The sequence below is a fragment of the Pantoea sp. ABR1s genome, assembly GCF_057812235.1.
Map to the genome: position 1 here is coordinate 395,794 of NZ_JBSZSY010000004.1, position 20,630 is coordinate 416,423.

The following is a 20,630-nucleotide window of genomic DNA, read 5'->3' on the forward strand; positions in this document are numbered from 1 at the left end:
CAGCGCGTGGGATTAACAATCTCTCAGCGCAGCGCCTGACTGCGTAAAGTCAGGAGGTGATCCTGCAGACGCCGCTTTCAGGCAAATTGCTTCGCCGGGACGGAGGTGCTGCCTGCAGGATCATAAGAACATTAAGAAGCGTATTTTTCAGTGAACGCCTGCCACTGCTGACGATAAACCTCCAGTTGACTGAGTGCGCCATCAATGGAGGGCTGTGCTTTGTTGTCAGGATTCGGCGTGGCACGAATCAAATCGGCAAAGGTGCTGAAGACAGAGTCCATATCACGGCCCGATTTCATGGCTTCCATCATCCCGGCCAGCTCCACCTGTGGCCGTGCGGTTGCGCTCTTAACCTGGCTGAGATAGTCACGTGCGCTCTCCTGCATGTCGCGTGTTCCATGACGTATGGCTAACGCCAGCGTATCCTGTGCTCCCAGCAACGTCTGACGTTCACGAATGGCGACTTTGACGCTTATCATCTCATCAGCAATCTCATTCGCCTGCTTCTGGTTATCGCCGGAGACATATTTTTCTATCAGTTTATGGAGCTTAGACTGCGTCAGGGTCAGCGCCATGGCTTCCGAGGTATCCGAATTATCATACTGATTACGGCCCACCTGGCCTTCAGCCAGCACCTCATGGAGTGCAGCGGCAAACTCATCCATAGCGGTCTGCGTATTAGCAGCCGTCATACTCAGAAGCGGAGTAAATGTTCTGGCGTCCCAGCTGGTGTAGGGATCGTTGAATAACGCATATCCGAGGTTAACGGACGGTCCCTGACCGGATGACTTTGTCTTTGCCAGTTCCTCTGAATTTTTCGCCTGCTGCTCTGCCGTAATGGGCTCAGCGATAGCCTGCACCAGGCGCGCTCTTGCCTCGGGTGAGATCACCACCACACTGGCAGGTAATTCTTTTCCGGTAATAGTTTCTTTAGTCGTGTTCTCAGATCTGTTTGTTACGGTGAGCGTGGCTAAATATCCTCTTGCCACCTCTGTTGTCACGCCATTGATTAACCCCATAATGCCCTCTACGGTTTGATTGGTTGAACAATTTATCGGCAAAATGTAACCAATCTTTACCGAAATATTGTTGCTGCGTAGATTAAGACGGCTCACGGCAAGTCTGGCTATCATCGCCGCTGCGGCCTGACTTTGATCCAGAAAAGGTTCAGAATCCCCAGGCTGACCAGCCAACGGCTCCCGGCAGCGTTTAAGACTTTGCGGGGTGCACAGGAAAGTTTCAGAGCAGTACGCATTTATCCATTTTCAGACAGGGTTAATTCAGAGGAAACGTTGTGAATAGTGCACTTCCATTAGACGCGCTTGGGCCACGCATTTGTATTATGGGTCCATCGAACAGCGGAAAATCGACCTTAGCTGAGGCCATTGCTCGCAAAACAGATCTACCAGCAGTTCATCTGGATCAGCTTCACCATATTCCGGACAGTCAATGGGTGCCCAGAGCACCGGCAGAATTTCTTCGTTTGCATGCTGAGGCGGTGAGTCAGGAAAGATGGGTGATGGAGGGTAATTACACCAAATGCATTGAAGAACGATTCGCGCGTGCCACAGGCTTAATTCTGCTGGATGTAAAAGTGACAGTGGCACTTCTGCGCTACATTCGCAGATGTTATTCATCCACGCCGCGTATTGGCGGCCTGGGGATGGGCAGAGAGCCGATGAGCCTGGAGATGCTGAAATATATTATCCGTACTGCCCCGCAAAATCGAAAGCACCATAAAAAGCTTTACGACCAGGTCAGACTGCCAAAACTTCTGCTTCCTTCTCCCCGCGATGTTAAAGCCTGTTCTGACTACTGGGGATTAAAGCTAACGAATAATGATCGATGAACACAGGCTGCAGGAATAACGTCTGTTTTCCGTTAATGGGGTCGTTCTGACTCAGTGACTTTTTGAATAACAAAGAAGCACCACTGCCATCAATCAAAAAGCATTAAGCTCGTCAGAAGAGAGTCCAGCGATTCTACCGGCCCGGCATGATTTGTCTCGGAACGAATTGTGTCCCAGGGCATGGCGTCATCAGTACAATAATCACCTGTGCACTGCATATCGGCAGGCTCACTGAGTAAACCAACCGGAAGCCAGATATAAGGTCTGCCAAGCAACCGGTTAGGCACTGTGGAGCCACAGCTGGCGCAAAAATCGTTGCGATAACCGGTGAGTTTGCGCCATGACGCGATCTGGCTCTCACCGGAAACCCAGCTGAAGTCACTCTCTTTTACGATCGTTGCCAGGTTATAGCCGGTTCCGCTCTGTTTTCTGCACAAAGAACAGTGACAACGGTAATAGCGCGTGGGGGTTACTGATATTTCGAAAGCAACGGTTTCACACAGACATGCGCCTTTCATTTCATCATCCTGTTCACTCAGATTCCTGGTTTGTCTGACTACTTGCCTGATCATAGTGGTGTTTAAGTAAGGGGCTGCAGTAGCGCTACCGGAATCCTGTCATTTTAATGCCGCTCCGGCTCATTGCATGATCTTTTGCGGATTTGAGCCAGAAGCGGATACCCCCTCGTACACCTTCATCAGTATTAACTGCGGCTGAATACCAGTTTCAGCCCTGCCAGCGCAAAGCAGCAGGCTAATAGCGCATCGAGTCCGCGACGAATGCGACGGTAAAATGCGCTCATCACAGCGGTTGAGAACAGCAGAGCATAGCCGCCGAACACAACCACGCAAATCACCGCACAGCCGCAGATGATTATCGGCAGCGTGGCGGCGATCACATCCGGCTTCAGTGCAAACGACATAATGGCCACCCAGGTAAGAATCGCTTTGGGGTTGCCGATATGCATCAGTATCCCCTGACGAAACAGTCTGCCATACGCGACCCGCTCATCGCTGGCTTTAAAATCGCTGGCCTCAGTGCGGCGTAACGCAGATTTGCCGGCTTTAAACGCCAGCCATAACAGATATAACCCTCCGCCAATTTTTAACACGATCAGCAACTGAGCGAAGGTGGCCAGCACAGTCAGCACACCGCAGGCGGCCAGCAGCGCCCAGAGCATCGAACCACTCACGACACCCGCAGCCAGCGCCAGTGCGGCACCTCTGCCCTTTTTCATTGCCGTTCCCATTATCGCCATATTACTTGGCCCGGGACTGGCTGTAGCTACAAAGTAGGTGGTGAAGATCAGGATTAATTCGTGCGAAAGCGCCATGATGTCCTCTGCGATGGGTTGTTATTTATCTGTTATATCGGCTGACGTGCAAATTTGCTATCTCCTGGTTCGCTGCGGCTTCGTTTCTCGCTTTAAACGATCTGCAGCAATCAAACATTTTCCAGACATAGCTTTCTTCTGCGGGGATCGGCATCCTGCCGGAAGCATCATCAAAGGATTCACTTTAAGGGACAACTCAGGGTCGTTTACGGTCATCCAGACGCAACTGCAAAAATGTCAAATCCAGCCAGCGTCCAAACTTAGTTCCAACCTCCGTCATTCTGCCAGACTCAATAAATCCCAGTTTTTTATGCAGGGCAATGGATGCCGCATTTTCCGATTCAATCGCCGCCACCATAACGTGCTTCCCGGCTTCGTGAGCAAGCTGGATAAGCCCCTGCATCAGGGCGCCACCCGCCCCTTTACCTCGTGCATCTTTATGAACATAAACCGAATGCTCAACCGTATGACGATATCCGTCCCAGGGACGCCAGTCACCATAAGAGGCATATCCCAGCACGGTATCATCTTTGTCTGTCGCCACAATCACAGGAAAACCGGCCTGCTGGCGGCTGTTTATCCACGCGATGCGGTTAGCCACATCAATACGATTTTCATTCCAGATCGCGGTGGTGTTAAGCACCGCGTCGTTATAAATCTCTGCGATGATTTCAGCATCGCTTTCTACAGCCGCACGGATAATCATGGTGGACACCCCTTTGCTCACTCACTAAAGTAGATGAATTGTTCACTATGATAGTTATCCATTATGTTAGATAAAAAGTCCAGCAAAGAAGACAGCCTGAATGTCCGCATCGGTCAGAAGGTAAAAGAGGAAAGGGAAAAACGCGGCTGGTCACTTACCGAGCTGGCTGATAACTCAGGCGTTTCACGGGCGATGATCCATAAGATTGAGCGTGGGGAGAGCAGCCCGACGGCGGTTCTGTTAGCGCGCCTCTCAGGCTCGTTTGATATGACCATCTCTCAGCTGCTTGCTCAGACTGAAGTGCAAACCGGGACGCTGGTAAGGCATGAAAATCAGCCGGTGTGGCAGGATCCGGAAACCGGCTATCTGCGTCGCCACGTTTCACCGGGCGAGATGCCGGTCGATCTGGTCAGTGTCGAACTGCCGGCAAATACCGCTGTGCCGATGCCGGCAATCTCCTATGTTTCAAGACGCCAGCTGATATGGGTAATTGAAGGGACGCTGACTTTTGAAGCAGGTTCCAGCACCTATGAGATGGCTGCTGGCGACTGTCTGGAACTGGGCGATCCAGCTGATTGCGTGTTCAGAAATAAAACGACTCAGGGCTGTCGATATGCCGTTATCGTACTCCGGCCTGCCTGAGCAGGCAGACGGCATAAATCCCTGAGTAAATCGGCCATTAGCAGAGGGATGATTGTTACTCAGTCCGGCTATTGATCGCCTTTCAGGAATCAAATCGTCAGCCGGACTGAATCTGCTTAGGGAAAAATTATCTCCCCAGAATCTCTCTGCGGACAATCTCAGCGCCAGCACTTAACGCATGCAGTTTGCCATTAGCAACCTGACGCGGCAGTGGAATCATGCCGCAGTTGGTTGAAGGATAGAGATTTTCAGCATCCACAAACTGCAGCGCTTTGCGCAGCGTATTCGCCACTTCTTCAGGTGTCTCGATGGTATGGGTTGCCACATCGATGGCACCGACCATCACCTTCTTACCGCGAATCAGCTCGATCAGATCCATTGGAACCCGCGAGTTCTGACACTCCAGTGAGACAATATCGATAGCTGAACGCTGTAATTTAGGGAAGACCTCTTCGTACTGACGCCACTCTGTACCCAGAGTTTTCTTCCAGTCTGTATTCGCTTTAATGCCGTAGCCGTAGCAGATATGAACCGCGGTTTCACACTTCAGACCTTCGATGGCGCGCTCTAACGCGGCGATGCCCCAGTCGTTCACCTCATCGAAAAAGACGTTAAACGCAGGCTCATCAAACTGAATAATATCCACGCCAGCGGCTTCTAATTCTTTGGCTTCCTGATTCAGAATCTTTGCGAATTCCCAGGCCAGCTTTTCTCGACTTTTATAGTGATTGTCATAAAGGGTATCGATCATCGTCATCGGACCCGGCAACGCCCACTTAATAGGACGATCGGTCAGCTTACGCAGGATTTTCGCATCTTCAACAAACACGGGCTTCTGACGTGAGACTTCACCCACCACGGTCGGGACGCTCGCATCATAGCGATTACGGATTCGAACCACTTCACGCTTTTCAAAATCCATACCGCTGAGGTGTTCAATAAACGTCGTCACGAAGTGCTGACGGGTCTGCTCGCCATCACTGACGATATCAATACCGGCCCGAACCTGATCGTCCAGACACAGACGCAACGCATCTCTTTTGCCGTCGACTAACTCTTCATCCTGCAGTTTCCAGGGTGACCAGAGCACCTCTGGCTGCGCAATCCAGGAGGGTTTAGGCAAGCTGCCAGCAGTAGATGTCGGTAATAAGGTTTTCATAGCAGGTGACCTTTTATATTTAATTAATCAAAGAACGGATTCAGCAGACCATTGCGCGAGAAGTGTCTGATTCGGCTTAATGAAATGCGCCTCAGTAAACTTACCCTGTTCGACGGCCAGACGGCTGCGTTCTTCGCGATCGTAAACAATCCGGGTTAACGAATAATCCTGATGCTGCAGCGTGGGTTGATAGTACTGTCCCGCAGCAGAATTCGCGTTGTAAATTTCAGGGCGATAGATCTTCTGGAAAGTTTCCATGGTGCTGATGGTGCTGATCAGCTCGAGATTGGTGTAATCGCTGAGCAGGTCACCGTGGAAATAGAAAGCCAGCGGCGCAACACTGCCCTGCGGCATGAAGAAACGCACTTTCAGACCCATTTTTCCGAAATAGAAATCAGTCAGGGAAGGTTCATCCTGCTGATATTCAATGCCCAATACCGGATGCTGATTACCGGTGCGCACGTAGGTGTTTTTGCTCGATACACTCAGGCAGATAACCGGCGATTTACTGAAGTTCTCTTTATAGACCGCTGAGTTCACGAAACTTTTGAAAATATTGCCATGCAGCTGACCAAAATCATCTGGCAGGCTGAATTCAGTCTGACCTTTGTTATGCTCTGACAGAACAACGCTGAAATCATAATCACGCACATAGGAAGAGAAGTTATTGCCGACAATCCCCTCGGTGCGCTGACCGGTTTTATGATCCACGATATGCGTTTTTAAAATCTCAATCGCCGGGAACGTTTCGTCGCTACTTCCGGGACGAAGATTCAGCTCAGCAGAAATAATCTCAAGTTCAACTGAGTAGCGGTCGCCCTTTGGATTGTCCCAGTGCGCCAGAGAGTTGAAACGATTGTCGATCATCACCAGAGCGTTGTTCAGGTTTTCCTGACGTTTTTCGCCGCGCGCTAAATTAGCGAAGTTAGTCGTCGCCCGCGTATTTTTCGAAGGATTATAGTTTTCGTCGAAACGAATGCGCTTGAGGGTAAAGGCTAAGTTGTTCATCGCTATCGGGTATCCTGGTCGCTGATATGCGTTGTTGCTTTTAAGGGTTATCCAGCGTGGCTATCCCTTTACAACTATTCATATGACTCAAAGTTATTAACAATTCTTACTTTATGCCTCAACACCCGGTTGAAAAAAAGTGATTAAATTTCAACGAACATGAAGGAAATTCATGTTGGGGCAGTAAAGCTGGGAAATTTTCATGAGGCTGCGAGTCTTTTAACACCTGATGTAAAATCCGGGTGTAAAAAGCCTCGCACAAAGAGGGCTTAGCAAGAGATGTCAGAGGTGGCGTGATCTTTCGCCTCCACTTATGGCGCGGAGGCTTTCATGATCCCATAATCAGGCACGCCAGCGTGCTGTTAGTCATTTAGCGGAAATCAATCGGTTCCCACCCGCAGAGCGTTAAAACGCAGCATAGTTGGGGCAACTAATACCTTCCGGTCGCAGCAAAGCAAGACGACTAAATTTTATAAACGTTATCACACATCACTTTATGTGCACCTGATTTTACCGAAAGCCTGCAGGCCGCCTCTTTCATCAGTTTTCCCATCTTACTGTCGCGCATCGATTGCGTCAGGCGTGAAGCCGGACCGGTTAATGCCAGCGCCGCGAGCAGTTTGTTACCTTCACCAAACACCGGTACGGAGAATGCCGCGATATGTGGATCGCGAATACCTGACGTGAACAACGGGAGTTCAGGTACAGAGTCAAACAGAGGTTCATTCAGCCCCCAGTAACGAAGCACCTGCCCGATGGCAGAATTATCCAGCGGCAGATAAGTGCCGGGCAGACGTGTTTCACGCAGTCCTTCAGAGGGCTCTGCTCTGAAAAGACAGAGTCGTTGACCGTTTTCAATTACATACCATGTGGCGCTTTCGCCTGTCGCAGTCGCCAGTGCGTGAAGTTCAGGCTGAACGATACTGGCCAGATGAAAGGACTGTTCATAGAGCTTGCCCAGATAAAGCAGTCTTGGCCCCAGGGTATAAACGCCATTGTCGCGACGAATGACATAGTTCATGCGCTCAAGTGAGTTCATCAGACGATAAACTGTCGTTTTATGGTACCCCGAAAGCTGCGCCAGCGCGGTCAGCGTCAGTGATTCCTCACCAGGCCTGAAACAATCCAGCAGCGCCAGCGCTTTTTCTACGGCAATTACGCCTTCATTCCCCATCGGTACGTCCTCCTGTTTGCGACGGCAGGCAGTTTACCGCGCAATTTGTGATTTACATCGTATTTACATCACAAATGAATGCTTAACACTGGTGCGAACTCAATTAACATCGATATAGTAGTTTTATATTGTACAACTTAGTTGTGCCTGGTAAAACAAAGAGGATTAATCTATGCCCCATGCAGAGAATACCTTCATCAATCGCGACATTATCCGTATCGCACCAGAGCGCGTAAAACAGGCTGCTCAGTTTCAGGCGGCAATCCTTGCTGATGTTGCCGGACGACGCGGAACGCTGCACGGTCGCGTAAAACCTGTGTCCCCCACAATGAAAGTCGCCGGACCGGCTATCACTGTCGAGGTGAGACCGGGCGACAACCTGGCAATCCACGCCGCGCTGGCGATTGCCCAGCCGGGCGATGTCATTGTGGTCGATGGCAAAGGCGATATCAGCTGTGCATTAATCGGTGAGATAATGTCCACCCAGGCAGAAGCCTCCGGCATCGCCGGAATTATTATTGATGGTGCGGTGCGTGACGCCGATGCACTCAGCGCAAACGGCTTTCCGGTTTTCTCTGCGGGCCTGAATCCCTGCGGTCCGACCAAGTCCATTGCGGGACGCGTCAACTACCCGGTTTCTGTGGCGGGCGCAGCCATTCAGCCAGGCGATCTCGTCATCGGGGATATTGATGGCGTGGTGGTTCTGCCGCGTGAAGACGTTCCTGCGTTGCTCGAACTGGCCCAGAAAAAACTCGATGTCGAAACCAGCCGTATCGCAGCCATTCGTGATGGCGACCTTCGTGCGCCGTGGTTAGAGAAAGCCCTGCAAACCGCTGGCATGCTGGTCGATGGGGAGTCGCTCTGATGACAACCTCTTCTCCCGTGATCCTGGTGACGGGTAATGACCTGGCACCGCAGGCAGTAAGCCTGCTTAGTGACTTCAGCATTGTTTATGCCGGCAAACAGCCCAGCGAAGATAGCCTGTTCCAGCTCTGTCAGCAGCATAACCCTGTGGCGATTATCGTCCGATACGGAAAAATCAACGCCCGCATTATGGATGCCGCGCCTGACCTGCGGGTTATTTCCAAACACGGCAGCGGCATTGACGTTATCGACCATAAGGCGGCGGCTGAACGTCATATCAGTGTTCAGTCAGCCCCGGGGGCCAACGCAGCGGCCGTGGCCGAGCATACCTGGGCGTTAATTTTAGCCTGTGCAAAATCGGTGATACCGCTTGATCAGCGCATGCGCCAGGGACACTGGGACAAATCGACCCATAAGTCGGTGGAGCTGGAGGGCAGAACGCTGGGTCTGGTAGGGCTTGGTGCCATAGGCGGTCGTGTTGCCCGCATTGGCCGTGCTTTTGGCATGAAGGTGCTCGCTTATGATCCTTTTGCCCGAACCTTTCCCGATGAGTGTGAATCGTCCTCACTTGACGACCTGCTGCAACAGGCAGATGTCATTTCGCTGCACTGCCCGTTAACCGAACAGACGCAACAGATGATTAACGCTGAGAAACTGGCTCTGTTTAAAAAAGGCGCCATCCTGGTGAACACGGCACGCGGTGGTCTCATTGATGAAGAAGCGCTGTTAGCGGCGCTGGATAATGGCACTGTCGACTGGGCCGCACTGGACAGTTTTGCCACAGAACCCCTGACTGCGCCGCATATCTGGCAGAGTGTTAAGAATGTGATTCTGTCGCCACACATCGGCGGCGTCAGCGATAACTCCTACGTGAAGATGGGCACCGTCGCGGCCAGTAACATATTAAACGTGCTGGCAGAATCGCTGAAAAACGAAAGTCCGGTAGCCTGAACCGCCCTCTCCAGCCGATCAGACAGATAACAGCACTGCCTGGTCGGCTGATTAATAGGTTTAATCTGCTGCAATAGAGCGTAATGCTTAGCTGTCAGGTTTTACGACACGAATCTTATTCTGTTCTATGCCGTCCTGGCTTACTTGCCTTCGCCCACATAAATGGGTTTATTACCCTTCAATCGTTAACGACTCTTCCCGCGTATTGAATGAGGTGGCTGCCTGCAGCGGTTTCTTTGAAGTGTTCATTGTAGGTCATGTGTTATGAAGGATATGTCCGCTATGAGCGAGGAGCGGATGACTAGTTTGCAGCAAGACGGGAGCAGGATTTATTGGGGTTATATCCACTGTTTTTTTGGATTATAACGCGATATTCGATGAGTTCAGCAAATGTCCTTCCGTTGATGTTTAAGTATAATGATAATGTTTATCAACAAAAGGATATTGTTATGTATGGGTTTATGATGATTGTGGCTGTTCTTGTACTCAATGCATGTACTACTTATTCACCTGTTAAAGTTGAACAACCCAAGCCCCTTCGACAAGATCGACCCGTTTACCCATACTATGCGGCTAAGAACCGGATAGAAGGTATGGTTAAGTTTAACTTTGACGTTGATGCAGAAGGCAGGGTAAGTCAGATGAGAATTATCGAGTCTACACCAGACCACTTGTTCGATGATGCTGTAATAACAGCCGTTTCAAAATGGCGTTTTGAAAAGGGCAAACCTGCCAGGAATCTTCCCATGACTGTAAAATTAAAAGTGCAAAAATAGATTTGATTTTAAGGCTGCATAAATGAAAATTAATGACTGTAATTCAGGAGGTTATTATGGCTGAATGTTCTTCTTCTAAATATTAATATAAATTATTATCCGATGTCCGCTTCTGGCACAAAGCGGACATCTGCATCAGATAAAGTCCGATATGTGCGAAAAGCGAAAACACAAGATACGGATTTATCCAGATCAAATCCTGATAGTATCGCGAACCGTATCAAACGTTTTTCCCGGGCAGATGTAGTATTTTCTAATCACGGCTCTGTACTCCTGAGCCGGAATGACGTCGCCAGAGCACTACGGAAATCGCCGTAATGAACAGTGTCAGGAAAGCTGAAATAAGCAGCGTACCGCCTACGCCGTCCCGTTCCAGCAGCATGGCATAAGCAGAAGGGGCAAGTGCCGCGAGAAAAAATCCTGGTGATAACAGCATGCCTGTTTTGCGGGCGTAATGTTGCGGATCAAACAGCACGAGAGGAAGTAAGGCCTTCACGACCGTGCACAGTCCGTTCACGGCTCCATAACCCAGGACGAAGAGGGCTGTAGCCACAGGCGTAACGTACCCCGCAAGGCCGGTCATAAAACAGAGTAGCAGCAGGATACCGGTAATAAGGTTCAGGCCTAGTGCGGAGATTCGTGCGCCAGAGGCCACGTCCAGCAGGCGGGCACTCACCTGTCCCACGCCCCAAAGCATGCCGGCCAGGGCAGGCATGCTATAAGCGGCCAGTATCTGGGGGAAATGCGTAGACACGCCGGTGGAGACAAAGCTGAGCAGCGCTATCAGGGCGGCATACCACAGGCCGCTGATAAATCCTTTTCGTTCCTCTGCGGTCCCTGCCGCCGGAAGCTCAGATCGACCAGCAGCGGGAGGTTTTACCCGACGGCCTGCCGGAACGGCGGTCAGAAAAAGCAGGCCCACCAGACCCGCACACCCGTAAACGAGTAAGGCATGCCGCCAGTCGGTAATGTGCAGCAGGGCCGCGCCAGCAGTCCAGAACACAGCTGACGCGAGGCCGCCCAGCAGTGTAACCAGAGAAACTGCTCTTCGGGCCCCGGCACCTGCGGTTTCCACAAGCAGGGCAAACGCAGCGTCATACAAGGCAAGGCGCATGCCGACACCCGTCAGGACCCAAACCGCAATCCATGCCACCGTGGAATGGGTAATCGCCATCAGAAAACACCCAATGGTTATGGCGAAGGTTCCCGCCATCATCATCATGCGTCCTCCGGTCCGGGCCATGACGGAACCGGTCAGCGGTGAAACCAGCCCCATAACCAGCATGGCAACGGTCAGACCAGAGAATGTCACCAGGGGGAGACCAGCCCGTCTCCGCCATGATGGCGGCTCCGAAAACGCCCGGCATGTAGAACGTAATACCCCAGTTAATAAGCTGTGTCATACCGATACAGAAAATGCTGCGGCCTGTCAGATGTCCGGCTGTCAAACTATGCTCTCCGCAAGCGTGGAGTCGCCCTGTCCAAGCGTGCGCTGCAAAATGACCGTATCGAGCCAGCGCCCGTGCTTGAATCCTACCGAACTGAGTGTGCTAGTGATGCTGAAGCCTGCGGCGCGGTGCAGGGCAAGGGAGGCAGTATTTTCGCTATTACCTACCACGGCCACGAGCTGGCGAAAGCCACGGGCTTCTGCCCAGGCTATCGCACGGGATAACAGCATTTTGCCGTAGCCCCGCCCCTGACAAGTGGCGTCAATATAGACTGAGTCTTCCAGGGTAAACCGGTAGGCGCGCCGTTCCCTGTAAAATGACAGGTAGCAGTATCCCCGGACTTGCCCATCATCAACCGCCACAAACCAGGGCAGTCCTGCTGAACGCACCTTTTTCAGGCGGGCTGCCATTTCAGGTACATCTGGCGGTTCGGTTTCAAAAGTGGCGGTGCCATGTAATACGTGATAAGCATAAATCTGCTGGATAGCAGTAATATGTCTTTCATCTGCTTCAGTTATTTCCATCGGTATTGCTCTTTATCCGGTCAGAAACAAAGATTAACCCGGGTAAATAATTTCAGACAGGCCGCGGGACTTATCAGCGGTATAAGGAAAACTTTGGCATGGCAAACCTGAACCTTGATCACCTTGCTACTTTCAGGATGGTCATCAGCCGGGGCAGCTTCTCCGGAGCGGCAGAAGCTCTCGGACTATCACAGCCTGCTGTCAGCCTGCAGATAAGACAGCTGGAGCAGGCGCTCCATGTCCGGCTTATTGAGAGAACCAGCCGGGGGATAAGGCCCACTCCTGCCGGGCTGACTTTTTCTGAGCACTGTATGAAAATTGATTCAGTGGTAAATACGGCCATTGAATCGGTGTCTCTGCATTCAGACGACATAACCGGCACCGTTACCCTTGGCACTGGTGCAACAGCCTGTATTCATCTTCTGCCTCCCTTACTGCAACAGCTGCGACAGGCACATCCCCTGCTGAAAGTGGACGTACGCACGGGCAATACTTCCGATATTGTTCGGAGCGTAGGGGAGAATCGTATAGACATTGGACTTGTAACGCTTCCAGTAACCGGCAAATGCCTGAGCGTAAGCCCGCTGGGTACTGATGAGTTTGTTGTTATCATGGAAAAGGATGCATCAGAGCAGAGTGCGAACCCGCTGTCTCCCGACGCCCTTTTGTCACTGCCGCTGATTATCTTTGAACCCGGAAGCGGGACACGCGCCCTAATCGACGAATGGTTCCGGTATGCCGGGCATACTGCCAGCCCTGTGATGGAACTTGGCAGTATTGAAGCAATCAAAAGAATGGTACGTTCCGGTCTGGGCTACAGCATCGTTCCCCTTATGTCCGTTGCTGGTATGGAAGAAAGTCAGGGTCTCAGCCTTTACTCTGTGACGCCCTCGCTTCACCGGACTCTGGGGACAGTAATGCGGGAGGATCGGATTGTCAGCAGGGGCATAAGTGAAGTGCTGAAAAGACTAAACGCCAGTTTTGCAAAAGATGAAAGCAGATAAATATCACTCAATATATTTATCTGACAGATCCGGTCTGCTCAGCTCCGAAAAATATCCTTGCTGCTTAAGCCTCTGATGTCCGCTTCTGGCACTAAGCAGACGTTGTGCAGGCCCATGTCCGCTATGAGCGTGAAGCGGACATAGTTACAAGCATTCTGTTAAAATTAACAGGAAGCAGGTTAATGCGCGGCTTCAATTATGCTTAATTATCTAATAAAGGCTTACGTATTTACTCATCAGGTTCCGGCTTCAGCCGGTCGGGAGGTATTTTACACAGTAACTGAGCTATCATGCCGATAATTGATTGGGGCGGGAAACTCTCCCATTGCCCAATATCAGGTTTTGCGTAAATGATATCGCCTTCGGCATAAGGTTTAGTAAACAGAGTCCATCCCATGACGGAACGTTGATTTTTATCACAATTAATAATATTGATTGTTCGTGAGCTGTTTGCGTAAACGGGAGGATGAGAACTAATACGTTTCGTTTCTTTATAATTATTGATCATATAAAATTTGCGCAAATGATTGTTTCCTTGATATATTGAAACCATCCGCAGGTCCGCATAGGAAATGGCATGATCATCTGTCAATACTTTAATCAAGCCTGCAGGTTTTTTTGCGGATGTATCAGGTGATGATGTATTTTTCAAAGCACATCCTGATAGTAAAAAAAACATAAGACATAGTAGAGTTTTCATATTAATTTTTCACCTTCAAATCAGGTCTAAACTCTGCAAGCATATCAGGCGTGACATAACCTTGAATTGAGCAAAGTAATAACGAACCATTCTTATCTTTGCTCAGAATCAAAAGCTTCTCAGTACTTTCTTTGGCGGGTGCAATACCACTTACAGCTTGATTATTGATTTTCCAGTTGCTGTCAGGCCCTTCTTTTATCATTGCCTGAGAAATAGAGTCATCGCCTGTTTTTACCCACTTCAGATGGTTAAGTGCGTTCATCACTTCTTGAGGCGAATTTTGCAATATCATGCCCCAGTAATAAAATTTCCCGTCATTAATCACGTCGAGATCGCTGGTTTGAAGATAATAGCCTGAAATCGTCAGATTTAGTTCTTTCAAAGGCTGGGCGAACCATATTCTGCCATTACCATCGGCTGGCCCTTTGAACCATGCTAGATGATGCTCGCCTATAGCGAGAGGAACCAAACCTTTAAATTTACTTTTCTGATGATAGATTTCTTGGAAAAAACTCGCGTCGCAACGTGAAAGGCTTTTCGTTAATGTGCTGGCCTGAACAGAAGATACTGCGCATCCCATACCAAGTATCATGGCGGTTATGTATACAATTTTACGCACGTTATATCCTTATTTAGAAAAAACATTTTTTATTATCGGCACGAGTTGATGAAACTTTACAGTTTTCAATTAAATGTCTTTCATGTTGATTTTGTTAGTGCAATAACAGTAAGTCTGGATCGTCATTGTCAGACTGTGACCTGCTCCCGGTAAATTAACTTACCATGATCCAAGCAACGTCCGCCCTTGGCACATAGCGGACTGTGTATAGGCCAATGTCCGCTATGAGCGAATAGCGGAAGTTTGAAATGGCTCTCACCTCTGATGAAGGTATTACTTAAAATTGCGGTGTTAATCAATGTGGCGCAAGTCATATAACTGGAATGCTTCGCGGTGTCGCGCTAGCACGTTTTATCGCCGTCAGCCCAGCGCTTGATATCAATTATCTTTGGTGACCGGATTCCCGTGCTCAAGACGTTCTTGGTTGTATAAAGGGAGACCTGTGCGTTGTCACCATGCCGACTTTCGATCTCAATTAGCGTGTTATTTATCAACAATCCCTGTGAAAGGAACTTTTGATTAATCTCCCCTGCTTTGCGTTCACCATCAAATTCGCTCAGTACGATGACCGGATTTCCTGAATATGCCTCATATTCGAGGCACTGTCTTGCCATGTACCTTAGGGTTCGATAAGTATCAGATGAGCCTGCCTTGCTCACGAAACTGCCGTCAAAAGAGGATTGGCTGCTTTTTAGTTCACTGACCGTAATAGCGCACCCGCTTAGTGAGAGCGAAATTAACAGGCTTGCAAGAACAACGTATTTCACATTTAACTCCATCATTCAGGTAACGGCCATTCGCCGGGGCGGATCAACGTTGTCCTTGCTTTCAGGCGGACTTGTGATTTGGGAAATCAACCGAAACCATCAGCCCACCTTCTGCCGACGTACTGAGGCTTACGCTGCTGTTGTGTTGCTGCGCAACGGCTTTAACGATGGCAAGCCCCAGCCCACTCCCGCTTTGCAGCTGGTTAGGATCACGAAAAAATCTGTCAAACACGCGCTCCCTCAATTCAACGGGAATGCCAGGCCCTGCATCTGAAACACGTAACTGCGTGGATTGATTTAAGGATCGTAATTCCACCTCAATCCTCCCGCCCCAGGGGCTATACTTCACGGCATTTTCAATTACGTTATCGATAAGCGACATCAACCGTTCCCTGACGCCAGTCACCCAGATTTCCTCTTCGGCGTAAAATTCAAGTTCAATCCTGCGTTCCGCCGCGAGCGGTGCCAGCCCGGCCATGCGTTCCTGTATGAGCGTTGTCAGCGGCAAAGGCTCCATAACCATGTCAATGCGCGCTTCGCTGTGCATCAGCAGCAGCAACTGATTGACCAGACGAGCCGCACGGCTGTTGCTGCGAACAATGCCCGCAAGCAACTCTTTTTGGCTGTCACTGCTCACATAAGATTCCAGCGCCTCAACATTGATTCGCATCGCCGCCAGGGGGGTACGCAACTCGTGAGCGGCATCGGCAATGAAAACGCGTTCCCGTTCAGTACTTTCCCGCACCCTGGCAAGAAATCCATTAACCGCGTCAACCATCTGGCGAAGCTCCCTGTGCTTTGGCACTGCTTTTAAGGGCGAGAGATCGTCCGGCGTGCGCAAGGACACTTCATTTACCACTTTATTCCATGGGCGCATTGCAATGCGGATCGACAGCCATGCAGGGAACAAAAGAAAAGGAATGCATACCAGCAGCGGCATCACGTAGTAGCCACGCGAGTTCAGATAGATAAAGAAATTCCAGCCTCCAGCAGGGGTGATAAGCGTGACCTCTGTGTCGGCGTTCCCGGACTTTAAGGTACGGCTGTTCCAGGCGCGACCATCACTCTCCACGCGCTCAATTTTTCCATAACGGCTATTTATCACTCCGACTGGCGCACCATCAGAGGCATAAATTATCTCTTTATTCTCGCGTACGATAAGGCTGATTGAGAGTGCTGGATCTTCACCGCCGCCATAATTTTCCCGTACTGCCTTACTTAATGCAGCCAGCACATGCGTTCGCTCCTGCGGGCGATCGTCCATACTCTTAACCACCGTAAAAATGGTTTCGTACGTCTTACTGCCCGTTAATATCGGCGGACTACGTAAGTCTTCCCACAAAACGTAAGTCAGAAAAAGACACCAGAGCAGAGTGAGCAATAGCATCTGCGCTACCATAATTCGCCGTACGAACGTTGGGGTTCTCAGATGGCGCCAGACATTTCGCATCAACCTGCTCCCTTCTGAATGGGTACGGTATCAATGACATACCCAACGCCCCTCACCGTTCGTACATAGCCTTCGCCGATTTTGCGACGCAAATTCCCCATATGCACATCAAGCGCATTACTCATATTTTCTTTTGCGCCGAAGATCCTTTCTTCCAGAAAACTGCGAGTAAGCACGCGGTCAGTGCGTAACATCAACGTTTCAAGCAGCGCGTATTCACTTGCCGTCAACTCAATATGCCGTGCATTCACGGTCACGCGTCGTGTGGGCACAAAAAGTGATAATCCCCGAAGTTCTATCGCCTCGTTCTGAAAACCATAACTGCGGCGCGCAAGCGCTCTCACCCTCGCCAGCAACTCGGCGAGAACAAACGGTTTGACGAGATAGTCGTCTGCACCCGCGTCCAGCCCGGAAAGGCGATCGTGCAGTGTGCCTCGCGCCGTCAGGATGATCACGGGAATGCCCTTGTGCTGCTGACGCAGGCCCCCCATCAGACTCATGCCATCGCCGTCGGGTAATCCGAGGTCGAGCAACACAAGTTCAGGCACGCAGACATCAAGCTGATGCAGCGCATCCTCTTTGCGGCGAACCCATATAACATCAAATCCTTGATCTGCAAGGGCAATACGTATGCCGTTACCGAGATCCAGGTCGTCTTCAATCAGGAGTATTTTCACAATGGTTACGGTATCAGCAGTGAATGAAGAACGTCTGAAGAAAAAAACGGTATCAGGAAATCTATCAGCTTTGCAGCATCTGTGGTTGCTTCACCCTTTCTTCATTTTTGGCTCATGAGAACTTTAGCGGGCGCATTCAAAATGAACGTTCTGGCGTTTACAACCCGCTTGCATCGTAATCATTTGAATGCATAAGGACTTCTTTAATGAGAAATAACACACTGCGTCATAAGTTCCCCCTTTCACTCACGGGGTACAGCCTGAAAAAAATGTTGTCGGGCGCAGTCCTGGCGTTACTGACCACCCCGATACTGGCGGCAGCACAGAATCAGGGCAACGCGTTGACGGTGGGAGGCGGCGCGAACGTGACGCCACGTTATTCTGGTTCGGACAAAAGCCGCGTCACGACTTCCCTGGTGCTTGATTACACCATGGAAAATGGTTTCTTCGTCAGCTCCACGCGGGGCATCGGTTATGGCAATAACATCGGCAAATTCGATTACAACGCTGCGGTGAGCTATCGCGCAGGCCGTAAGGATCGTGACGTGGACAGTGACTCCCTAAGCGATGGCAGCGACTATTTGCGAGGTATGGGGGATGTCAAAGGCTCGGCTCTCGGTGTATTTGGCTTGGGATACGGGGTGACCGACTGGCTTATTTTGCAATTGCAGGCTGAAGTGCCATTTTCTGAGCAAAACAATGGCACGGCATTGCATTTTGGCATTAATAGCCCGCTCTATACCTCACCGAATAATACAGTAACGCTGGCGCTGACCGGCAGCTGGGGGACGGACAAATACATGCAGACTTACTACGGAGTCAGTGCATCTCAATCGGCTGCATCAAGGTTTATCCGATATGATGCCGGATCGGGAATTTATGCCTGGTCGATGAATCTTGACTGGACACACAAGTTCAATGAGGACTGGAGCGTGATTGCCGCAGCAGGCGTTACGCAGTTAACGGGAGATGCGCGCAATAGCCCGATTGTGCAACGAGAAATATCACCCACAGGAAGCCTGCTGGTGACATACCACTTCTGATCGTTATTCAATGTGTGTTTCCCGCCAGCTTATGGCTCTTCTCTGCCAATAAACACGCTTTCTAATCCACCCTCTTTTCAGCTAACGGGGCAGTACGCAACAGATTGCAAAACCTAAAGCTTCAGCCCCGAACATGTATAACATCTGTTCACCTCCGCTGGCGCAACAGCAAAAGCGCGCGCGCCGAAGAACATGCCTACCTTGCTGGTGTTGCGGAATTCGCCAGCAATGCATCGGCGATATCCAGTATGGACCGCAGCGATCGATATGCCGGAGATAATAGTGACATCCCTCGGCGGCATTTGAATACTCTGCAATCCGGCGATGGCGTCGCCATGAGTCCCTGACAGCATGGCGGCAATCCCTATTCCCCGATGGCACATCTGCGCCTGAACGTCCCGACAGGTGCTGGTGAACATGCACCGCGATTGAGGGAATCTATCGGGCAACCAGGCGACGTAAAAAAAGCGGGATGTACCGTATTAATAAGAATAAGCCCAGTGTCGTACCTACAATGAAGCGAGCATGCGATAGAGCGAGTTGCCTGCCTCCGCCACGGTGATGGATTAAGACTCGGAGTAAAGACGGTCACAAGGATAATGCCGACTACTTACTTTTTGAGAACAGTCTCGGACATAAGCTTAACTATACCCACTCAGAAAATGATATGGCTGTAGATTGCTCCCTGCATATGAGTACATCTTGATGTCAGTAATGTCAGCTTATGGCACACAGCGGACTTTTACTGCAGGCTTAGGTCCGTTATGAGCGAAAAGCGGACGTCACGGAGCTATTAGAATACCGAGCGACGATTATATAAATGTTGTGCTTTTTACTCCCATCCCAATTCTTTGTAAGTCTTACTATCCTGTGCAGGAAAATCAGTTTGATATTCTCCCCAGTTACGGAACGCGTAATATTCTTTCATCGCTTCAAAGTGGGAATCTGCGTCACATATCCACACTAATCTGTAGTCCGGCTCCAGCATTTTACGAGCAGAGTCTCCCCGTGGACCAGCAAGACAAAACAAATCCAAACCACCTTCGTTTGTCCATAGCTCATGCTTCATAATATTGCTTCCATGAACTGCTCCCCATAATTTAAGATATTCCAATGTTAGCAATATCCCCTCCTAGCAATGACTGTGAGGGTAGACCCTTTTTCAAATCGGGATACCCGTTTTGAGATCGAGCTTAAAGGGTTCCCAGCCTCCTGGCGGATCCCACTCTCCCAGGCCAAGCACCGTCTCATTCTCTATAGATGTAATGATCACGCCATCAATGGCGCACCGAATCGATTTCCAGAGAATGCCCACTAGTATATCAATCAGAAAAACATGGGCGTAAGTGGTAACCAGAATCCGGCCCTGTAACCTGTCAGAGTGGATGTCAGGGACTGAATAAATATGGGCGACGTAATCACCTAGTCGATGGCTTCTGAACGAGTGTGTGGCCATGTCAAAAACATATAAATGATCGCCACAAATGATCGCCACGTGGGATTCATTCAGAAGAAACTCAGAAAAGGTGCTGGAAATCAGCCAACCGTCCTCATCTACACGTACATACAATTGTAAAATCAGAATGGGCTCAGCGTCCTTACTGATTAGCAGTCGCCGATCCATTTCTCCATTAGTGCCAAAAGGATTGACGTCGATGATCGATACAACTTCCGTTTCATCACCGGACATATTTTGTTCAACATAGGTCGCTTGTAATGTCATTGAGCATCCAAAGGGTGACAGGAGAAGAACTCATACTACTTTACAAGCTAATGTCACGACAGCACCGTATGTTGCCATATTGCACTGACCAGCCCCCGCAGATTAGTACATTCCGATGTAAGCTACGTCCGCTATTGGCACAAAGCGGCCATGTATGAAGGCAAGGTTCGCTATGAGCGAGGTGCCGAATCCACAATTTTCCTTACGGTTGGT

At 50.1% G+C, this 20,630-nt stretch carries 23 protein-coding genes; 7 read left to right on the plus strand and 16 right to left on the minus strand.

Annotated features, from left to right (window positions below; translation table 11 throughout):
* Positions 1-131 precede the first annotated feature (131 nt).
* Positions 132-1,019, minus strand: coding sequence for a hypothetical protein (locus tag ACXKZD_RS23015; RefSeq protein WP_223564357.1), 888 nt, complete (start codon positions 1,017-1,019; stop codon positions 132-134).
* Positions 1,020-1,294: 275 nt separating this feature from the next.
* Here ACXKZD_RS23015 and ACXKZD_RS23020 point away from each other — a divergent pair, with 275 nt between their 5' ends.
* Positions 1,295-1,849 carry a P-loop NTPase family protein gene (locus ACXKZD_RS23020; RefSeq protein ID WP_223565868.1) on the plus strand — a complete coding sequence of 185 codons (555 nt, stop codon included), beginning with the start codon at positions 1,295-1,297 and terminating at the stop codon, positions 1,847-1,849.
* 89 nt (positions 1,850-1,938) lie between these two features.
* On the opposite strand, the gene ACXKZD_RS23025 is transcribed toward ACXKZD_RS23020, so the two are convergent.
* The 3 genes from ACXKZD_RS23025 to ACXKZD_RS23035 all read right to left on the minus strand — a co-directional run bounded on the left by ACXKZD_RS23025 (position 1,939) and on the right by ACXKZD_RS23035 (position 3,888).
* A complete protein-coding gene (locus ACXKZD_RS23025; protein WP_072101266.1) occupies positions 1,939-2,367 on the minus strand; it encodes a GFA family protein in 429 nt (142 codons plus the stop codon).
* A gap of 185 nt (positions 2,368-2,552) precedes the next feature.
* On the minus strand, positions 2,553-3,182 hold the full coding sequence (locus ACXKZD_RS23030) for a LysE family translocator (RefSeq protein WP_045140173.1): 630 nt from the start codon (positions 3,180-3,182) through the stop codon (positions 2,553-2,555).
* Positions 3,183-3,378: 196 nt separating this feature from the next.
* Positions 3,379-3,888 (minus strand): GNAT family N-acetyltransferase, encoded by a 510-nt coding sequence (locus ACXKZD_RS23035; protein WP_488982271.1) that lies wholly within the window; start codon positions 3,886-3,888, stop codon positions 3,379-3,381.
* Positions 3,889-3,951: 63 nt separating this feature from the next.
* On the opposite strand from ACXKZD_RS23035, the gene ACXKZD_RS23040 reads away from it, so the two are divergent.
* Positions 3,952-4,530 (plus strand): helix-turn-helix domain-containing protein, encoded by a 579-nt coding sequence (locus ACXKZD_RS23040; RefSeq protein ID WP_033773786.1) that lies wholly within the window; start codon positions 3,952-3,954, stop codon positions 4,528-4,530.
* A 127-nt stretch (positions 4,531-4,657) separates the two neighbouring features.
* On the opposite strand, the gene ACXKZD_RS23045 is transcribed toward ACXKZD_RS23040, so the two are convergent.
* From ACXKZD_RS23045 to ACXKZD_RS23055, 3 genes are all read right to left on the minus strand, one after another.
* Positions 4,658-5,689 carry a methionine synthase gene (locus ACXKZD_RS23045; protein WP_488982272.1) on the minus strand — a complete coding sequence of 344 codons (1,032 nt, stop codon included), beginning with the start codon at positions 5,687-5,689 and terminating at the stop codon, positions 4,658-4,660.
* Positions 5,690-5,716: 27 nt separating this feature from the next.
* Positions 5,717-6,697 (minus strand): DUF1852 domain-containing protein, encoded by a 981-nt coding sequence (locus ACXKZD_RS23050; protein WP_182504931.1) that lies wholly within the window; start codon positions 6,695-6,697, stop codon positions 5,717-5,719.
* Positions 6,698-7,160: 463 nt separating this feature from the next.
* Positions 7,161-7,871: an IclR family transcriptional regulator gene (locus ACXKZD_RS23055; RefSeq protein ID WP_223564354.1), complete on the minus strand. Its 711-nt coding sequence runs from the start codon at positions 7,869-7,871 to the stop codon at positions 7,161-7,163.
* Positions 7,872-8,043: 172 nt separating this feature from the next.
* Here ACXKZD_RS23055 and ACXKZD_RS23060 point away from each other — a divergent pair, with 172 nt between their 5' ends.
* The 3 genes from ACXKZD_RS23060 to ACXKZD_RS23070 all read left to right on the plus strand — a co-directional run bounded on the left by ACXKZD_RS23060 (position 8,044) and on the right by ACXKZD_RS23070 (position 10,462).
* Positions 8,044-8,736, plus strand: a complete 693-nt coding sequence (locus ACXKZD_RS23060) for an RraA family protein (protein WP_223564353.1) — start codon at positions 8,044-8,046, stop codon at positions 8,734-8,736.
* Entirely contained in the window at positions 8,736-9,686 is a 951-nt protein-coding gene (locus tag ACXKZD_RS23065; protein ID WP_223564352.1) for a hydroxyacid dehydrogenase, read from the plus strand. The genes ACXKZD_RS23060 and ACXKZD_RS23065 overlap by 1 nt, the downstream gene beginning before the upstream one ends.
* 377 nt (positions 9,687-10,063) lie before the next feature.
* Positions 10,064-10,462 (plus strand): TonB family protein, encoded by a 399-nt coding sequence (locus ACXKZD_RS23070; protein ID WP_223564351.1) that lies wholly within the window; start codon positions 10,064-10,066, stop codon positions 10,460-10,462.
* A 253-nt stretch (positions 10,463-10,715) separates the two neighbouring features.
* On the opposite strand, the gene ACXKZD_RS23075 is transcribed toward ACXKZD_RS23070, so the two are convergent.
* Together ACXKZD_RS23075 and ACXKZD_RS23080 are read right to left on the minus strand one after the other, a co-directional pair.
* On the minus strand, positions 10,716-11,747 hold the full coding sequence (locus ACXKZD_RS23075) for an MFS transporter (protein WP_427053061.1): 1,032 nt from the start codon (positions 11,745-11,747) through the stop codon (positions 10,716-10,718).
* Positions 11,748-11,906: 159 nt separating this feature from the next.
* A complete protein-coding gene (locus ACXKZD_RS23080; protein WP_191920193.1) occupies positions 11,907-12,434 on the minus strand; it encodes a GNAT family N-acetyltransferase in 528 nt (175 codons plus the stop codon).
* A 98-nt stretch (positions 12,435-12,532) separates the two neighbouring features.
* Between ACXKZD_RS23080 and ACXKZD_RS23085 the strand changes: the two genes are divergently transcribed.
* Complete coding sequence (locus tag ACXKZD_RS23085; protein ID WP_191920194.1) at positions 12,533-13,438, plus strand: LysR family transcriptional regulator; 906 nt, start codon at positions 12,533-12,535, stop codon at positions 13,436-13,438.
* 229 nt (positions 13,439-13,667) lie between these two features.
* Here the strand turns inward: ACXKZD_RS23085 and ACXKZD_RS23090 are convergent, their stop codons facing one another.
* The 5 genes from ACXKZD_RS23090 to ACXKZD_RS23110 all read right to left on the minus strand — a co-directional run bounded on the left by ACXKZD_RS23090 (position 13,668) and on the right by ACXKZD_RS23110 (position 17,651).
* Positions 13,668-14,090: a surface-adhesin E family protein gene (locus tag ACXKZD_RS23090; RefSeq protein ID WP_235605086.1), complete on the minus strand. Its 423-nt coding sequence runs from the start codon at positions 14,088-14,090 to the stop codon at positions 13,668-13,670.
* A gap of 49 nt (positions 14,091-14,139) precedes the next feature.
* On the minus strand, positions 14,140-14,757 hold the full coding sequence (locus tag ACXKZD_RS23095) for a hypothetical protein (protein ID WP_010669693.1): 618 nt from the start codon (positions 14,755-14,757) through the stop codon (positions 14,140-14,142).
* Between the two features lie 341 nt (positions 14,758-15,098).
* The gene (locus ACXKZD_RS23100; protein WP_364109860.1) at positions 15,099-15,536 is read right to left on the minus strand and encodes a hypothetical protein; all 438 of its coding nucleotides are present in this window, start codon (positions 15,534-15,536) and stop codon (positions 15,099-15,101) included.
* A 49-nt stretch (positions 15,537-15,585) separates the two neighbouring features.
* Positions 15,586-16,974: a sensor histidine kinase gene (locus ACXKZD_RS23105; protein ID WP_337028719.1), complete on the minus strand. Its 1,389-nt coding sequence runs from the start codon at positions 16,972-16,974 to the stop codon at positions 15,586-15,588.
* Positions 16,974-17,651, minus strand: coding sequence for a response regulator (locus ACXKZD_RS23110; protein ID WP_277976798.1), 678 nt, complete (start codon positions 17,649-17,651; stop codon positions 16,974-16,976). Before ACXKZD_RS23110 ends, ACXKZD_RS23105 begins: the two co-directional genes overlap by 1 nt.
* A 206-nt stretch (positions 17,652-17,857) precedes the next feature.
* On the opposite strand from ACXKZD_RS23110, the gene ACXKZD_RS23115 reads away from it, so the two are divergent.
* The gene (locus ACXKZD_RS23115) at positions 17,858-18,694 is read left to right on the plus strand and encodes a MipA/OmpV family protein (protein WP_488982273.1); all 837 of its coding nucleotides are present in this window, start codon (positions 17,858-17,860) and stop codon (positions 18,692-18,694) included.
* 832 nt (positions 18,695-19,526) lie between these two features.
* Here ACXKZD_RS23115 and ACXKZD_RS23120 read toward each other — a convergent pair.
* Both ACXKZD_RS23120 and ACXKZD_RS23125 read right to left on the minus strand, forming a co-directional pair.
* Positions 19,527-19,763, minus strand: a complete 237-nt coding sequence (locus tag ACXKZD_RS23120) for a hypothetical protein (protein WP_010669697.1) — start codon at positions 19,761-19,763, stop codon at positions 19,527-19,529.
* A 93-nt stretch (positions 19,764-19,856) separates the two neighbouring features.
* The gene (locus ACXKZD_RS23125; RefSeq protein ID WP_223564349.1) at positions 19,857-20,417 is read right to left on the minus strand and encodes a hypothetical protein; all 561 of its coding nucleotides are present in this window, start codon (positions 20,415-20,417) and stop codon (positions 19,857-19,859) included.
* Between the last annotated feature and the right edge of the window lie 213 nt (positions 20,418-20,630).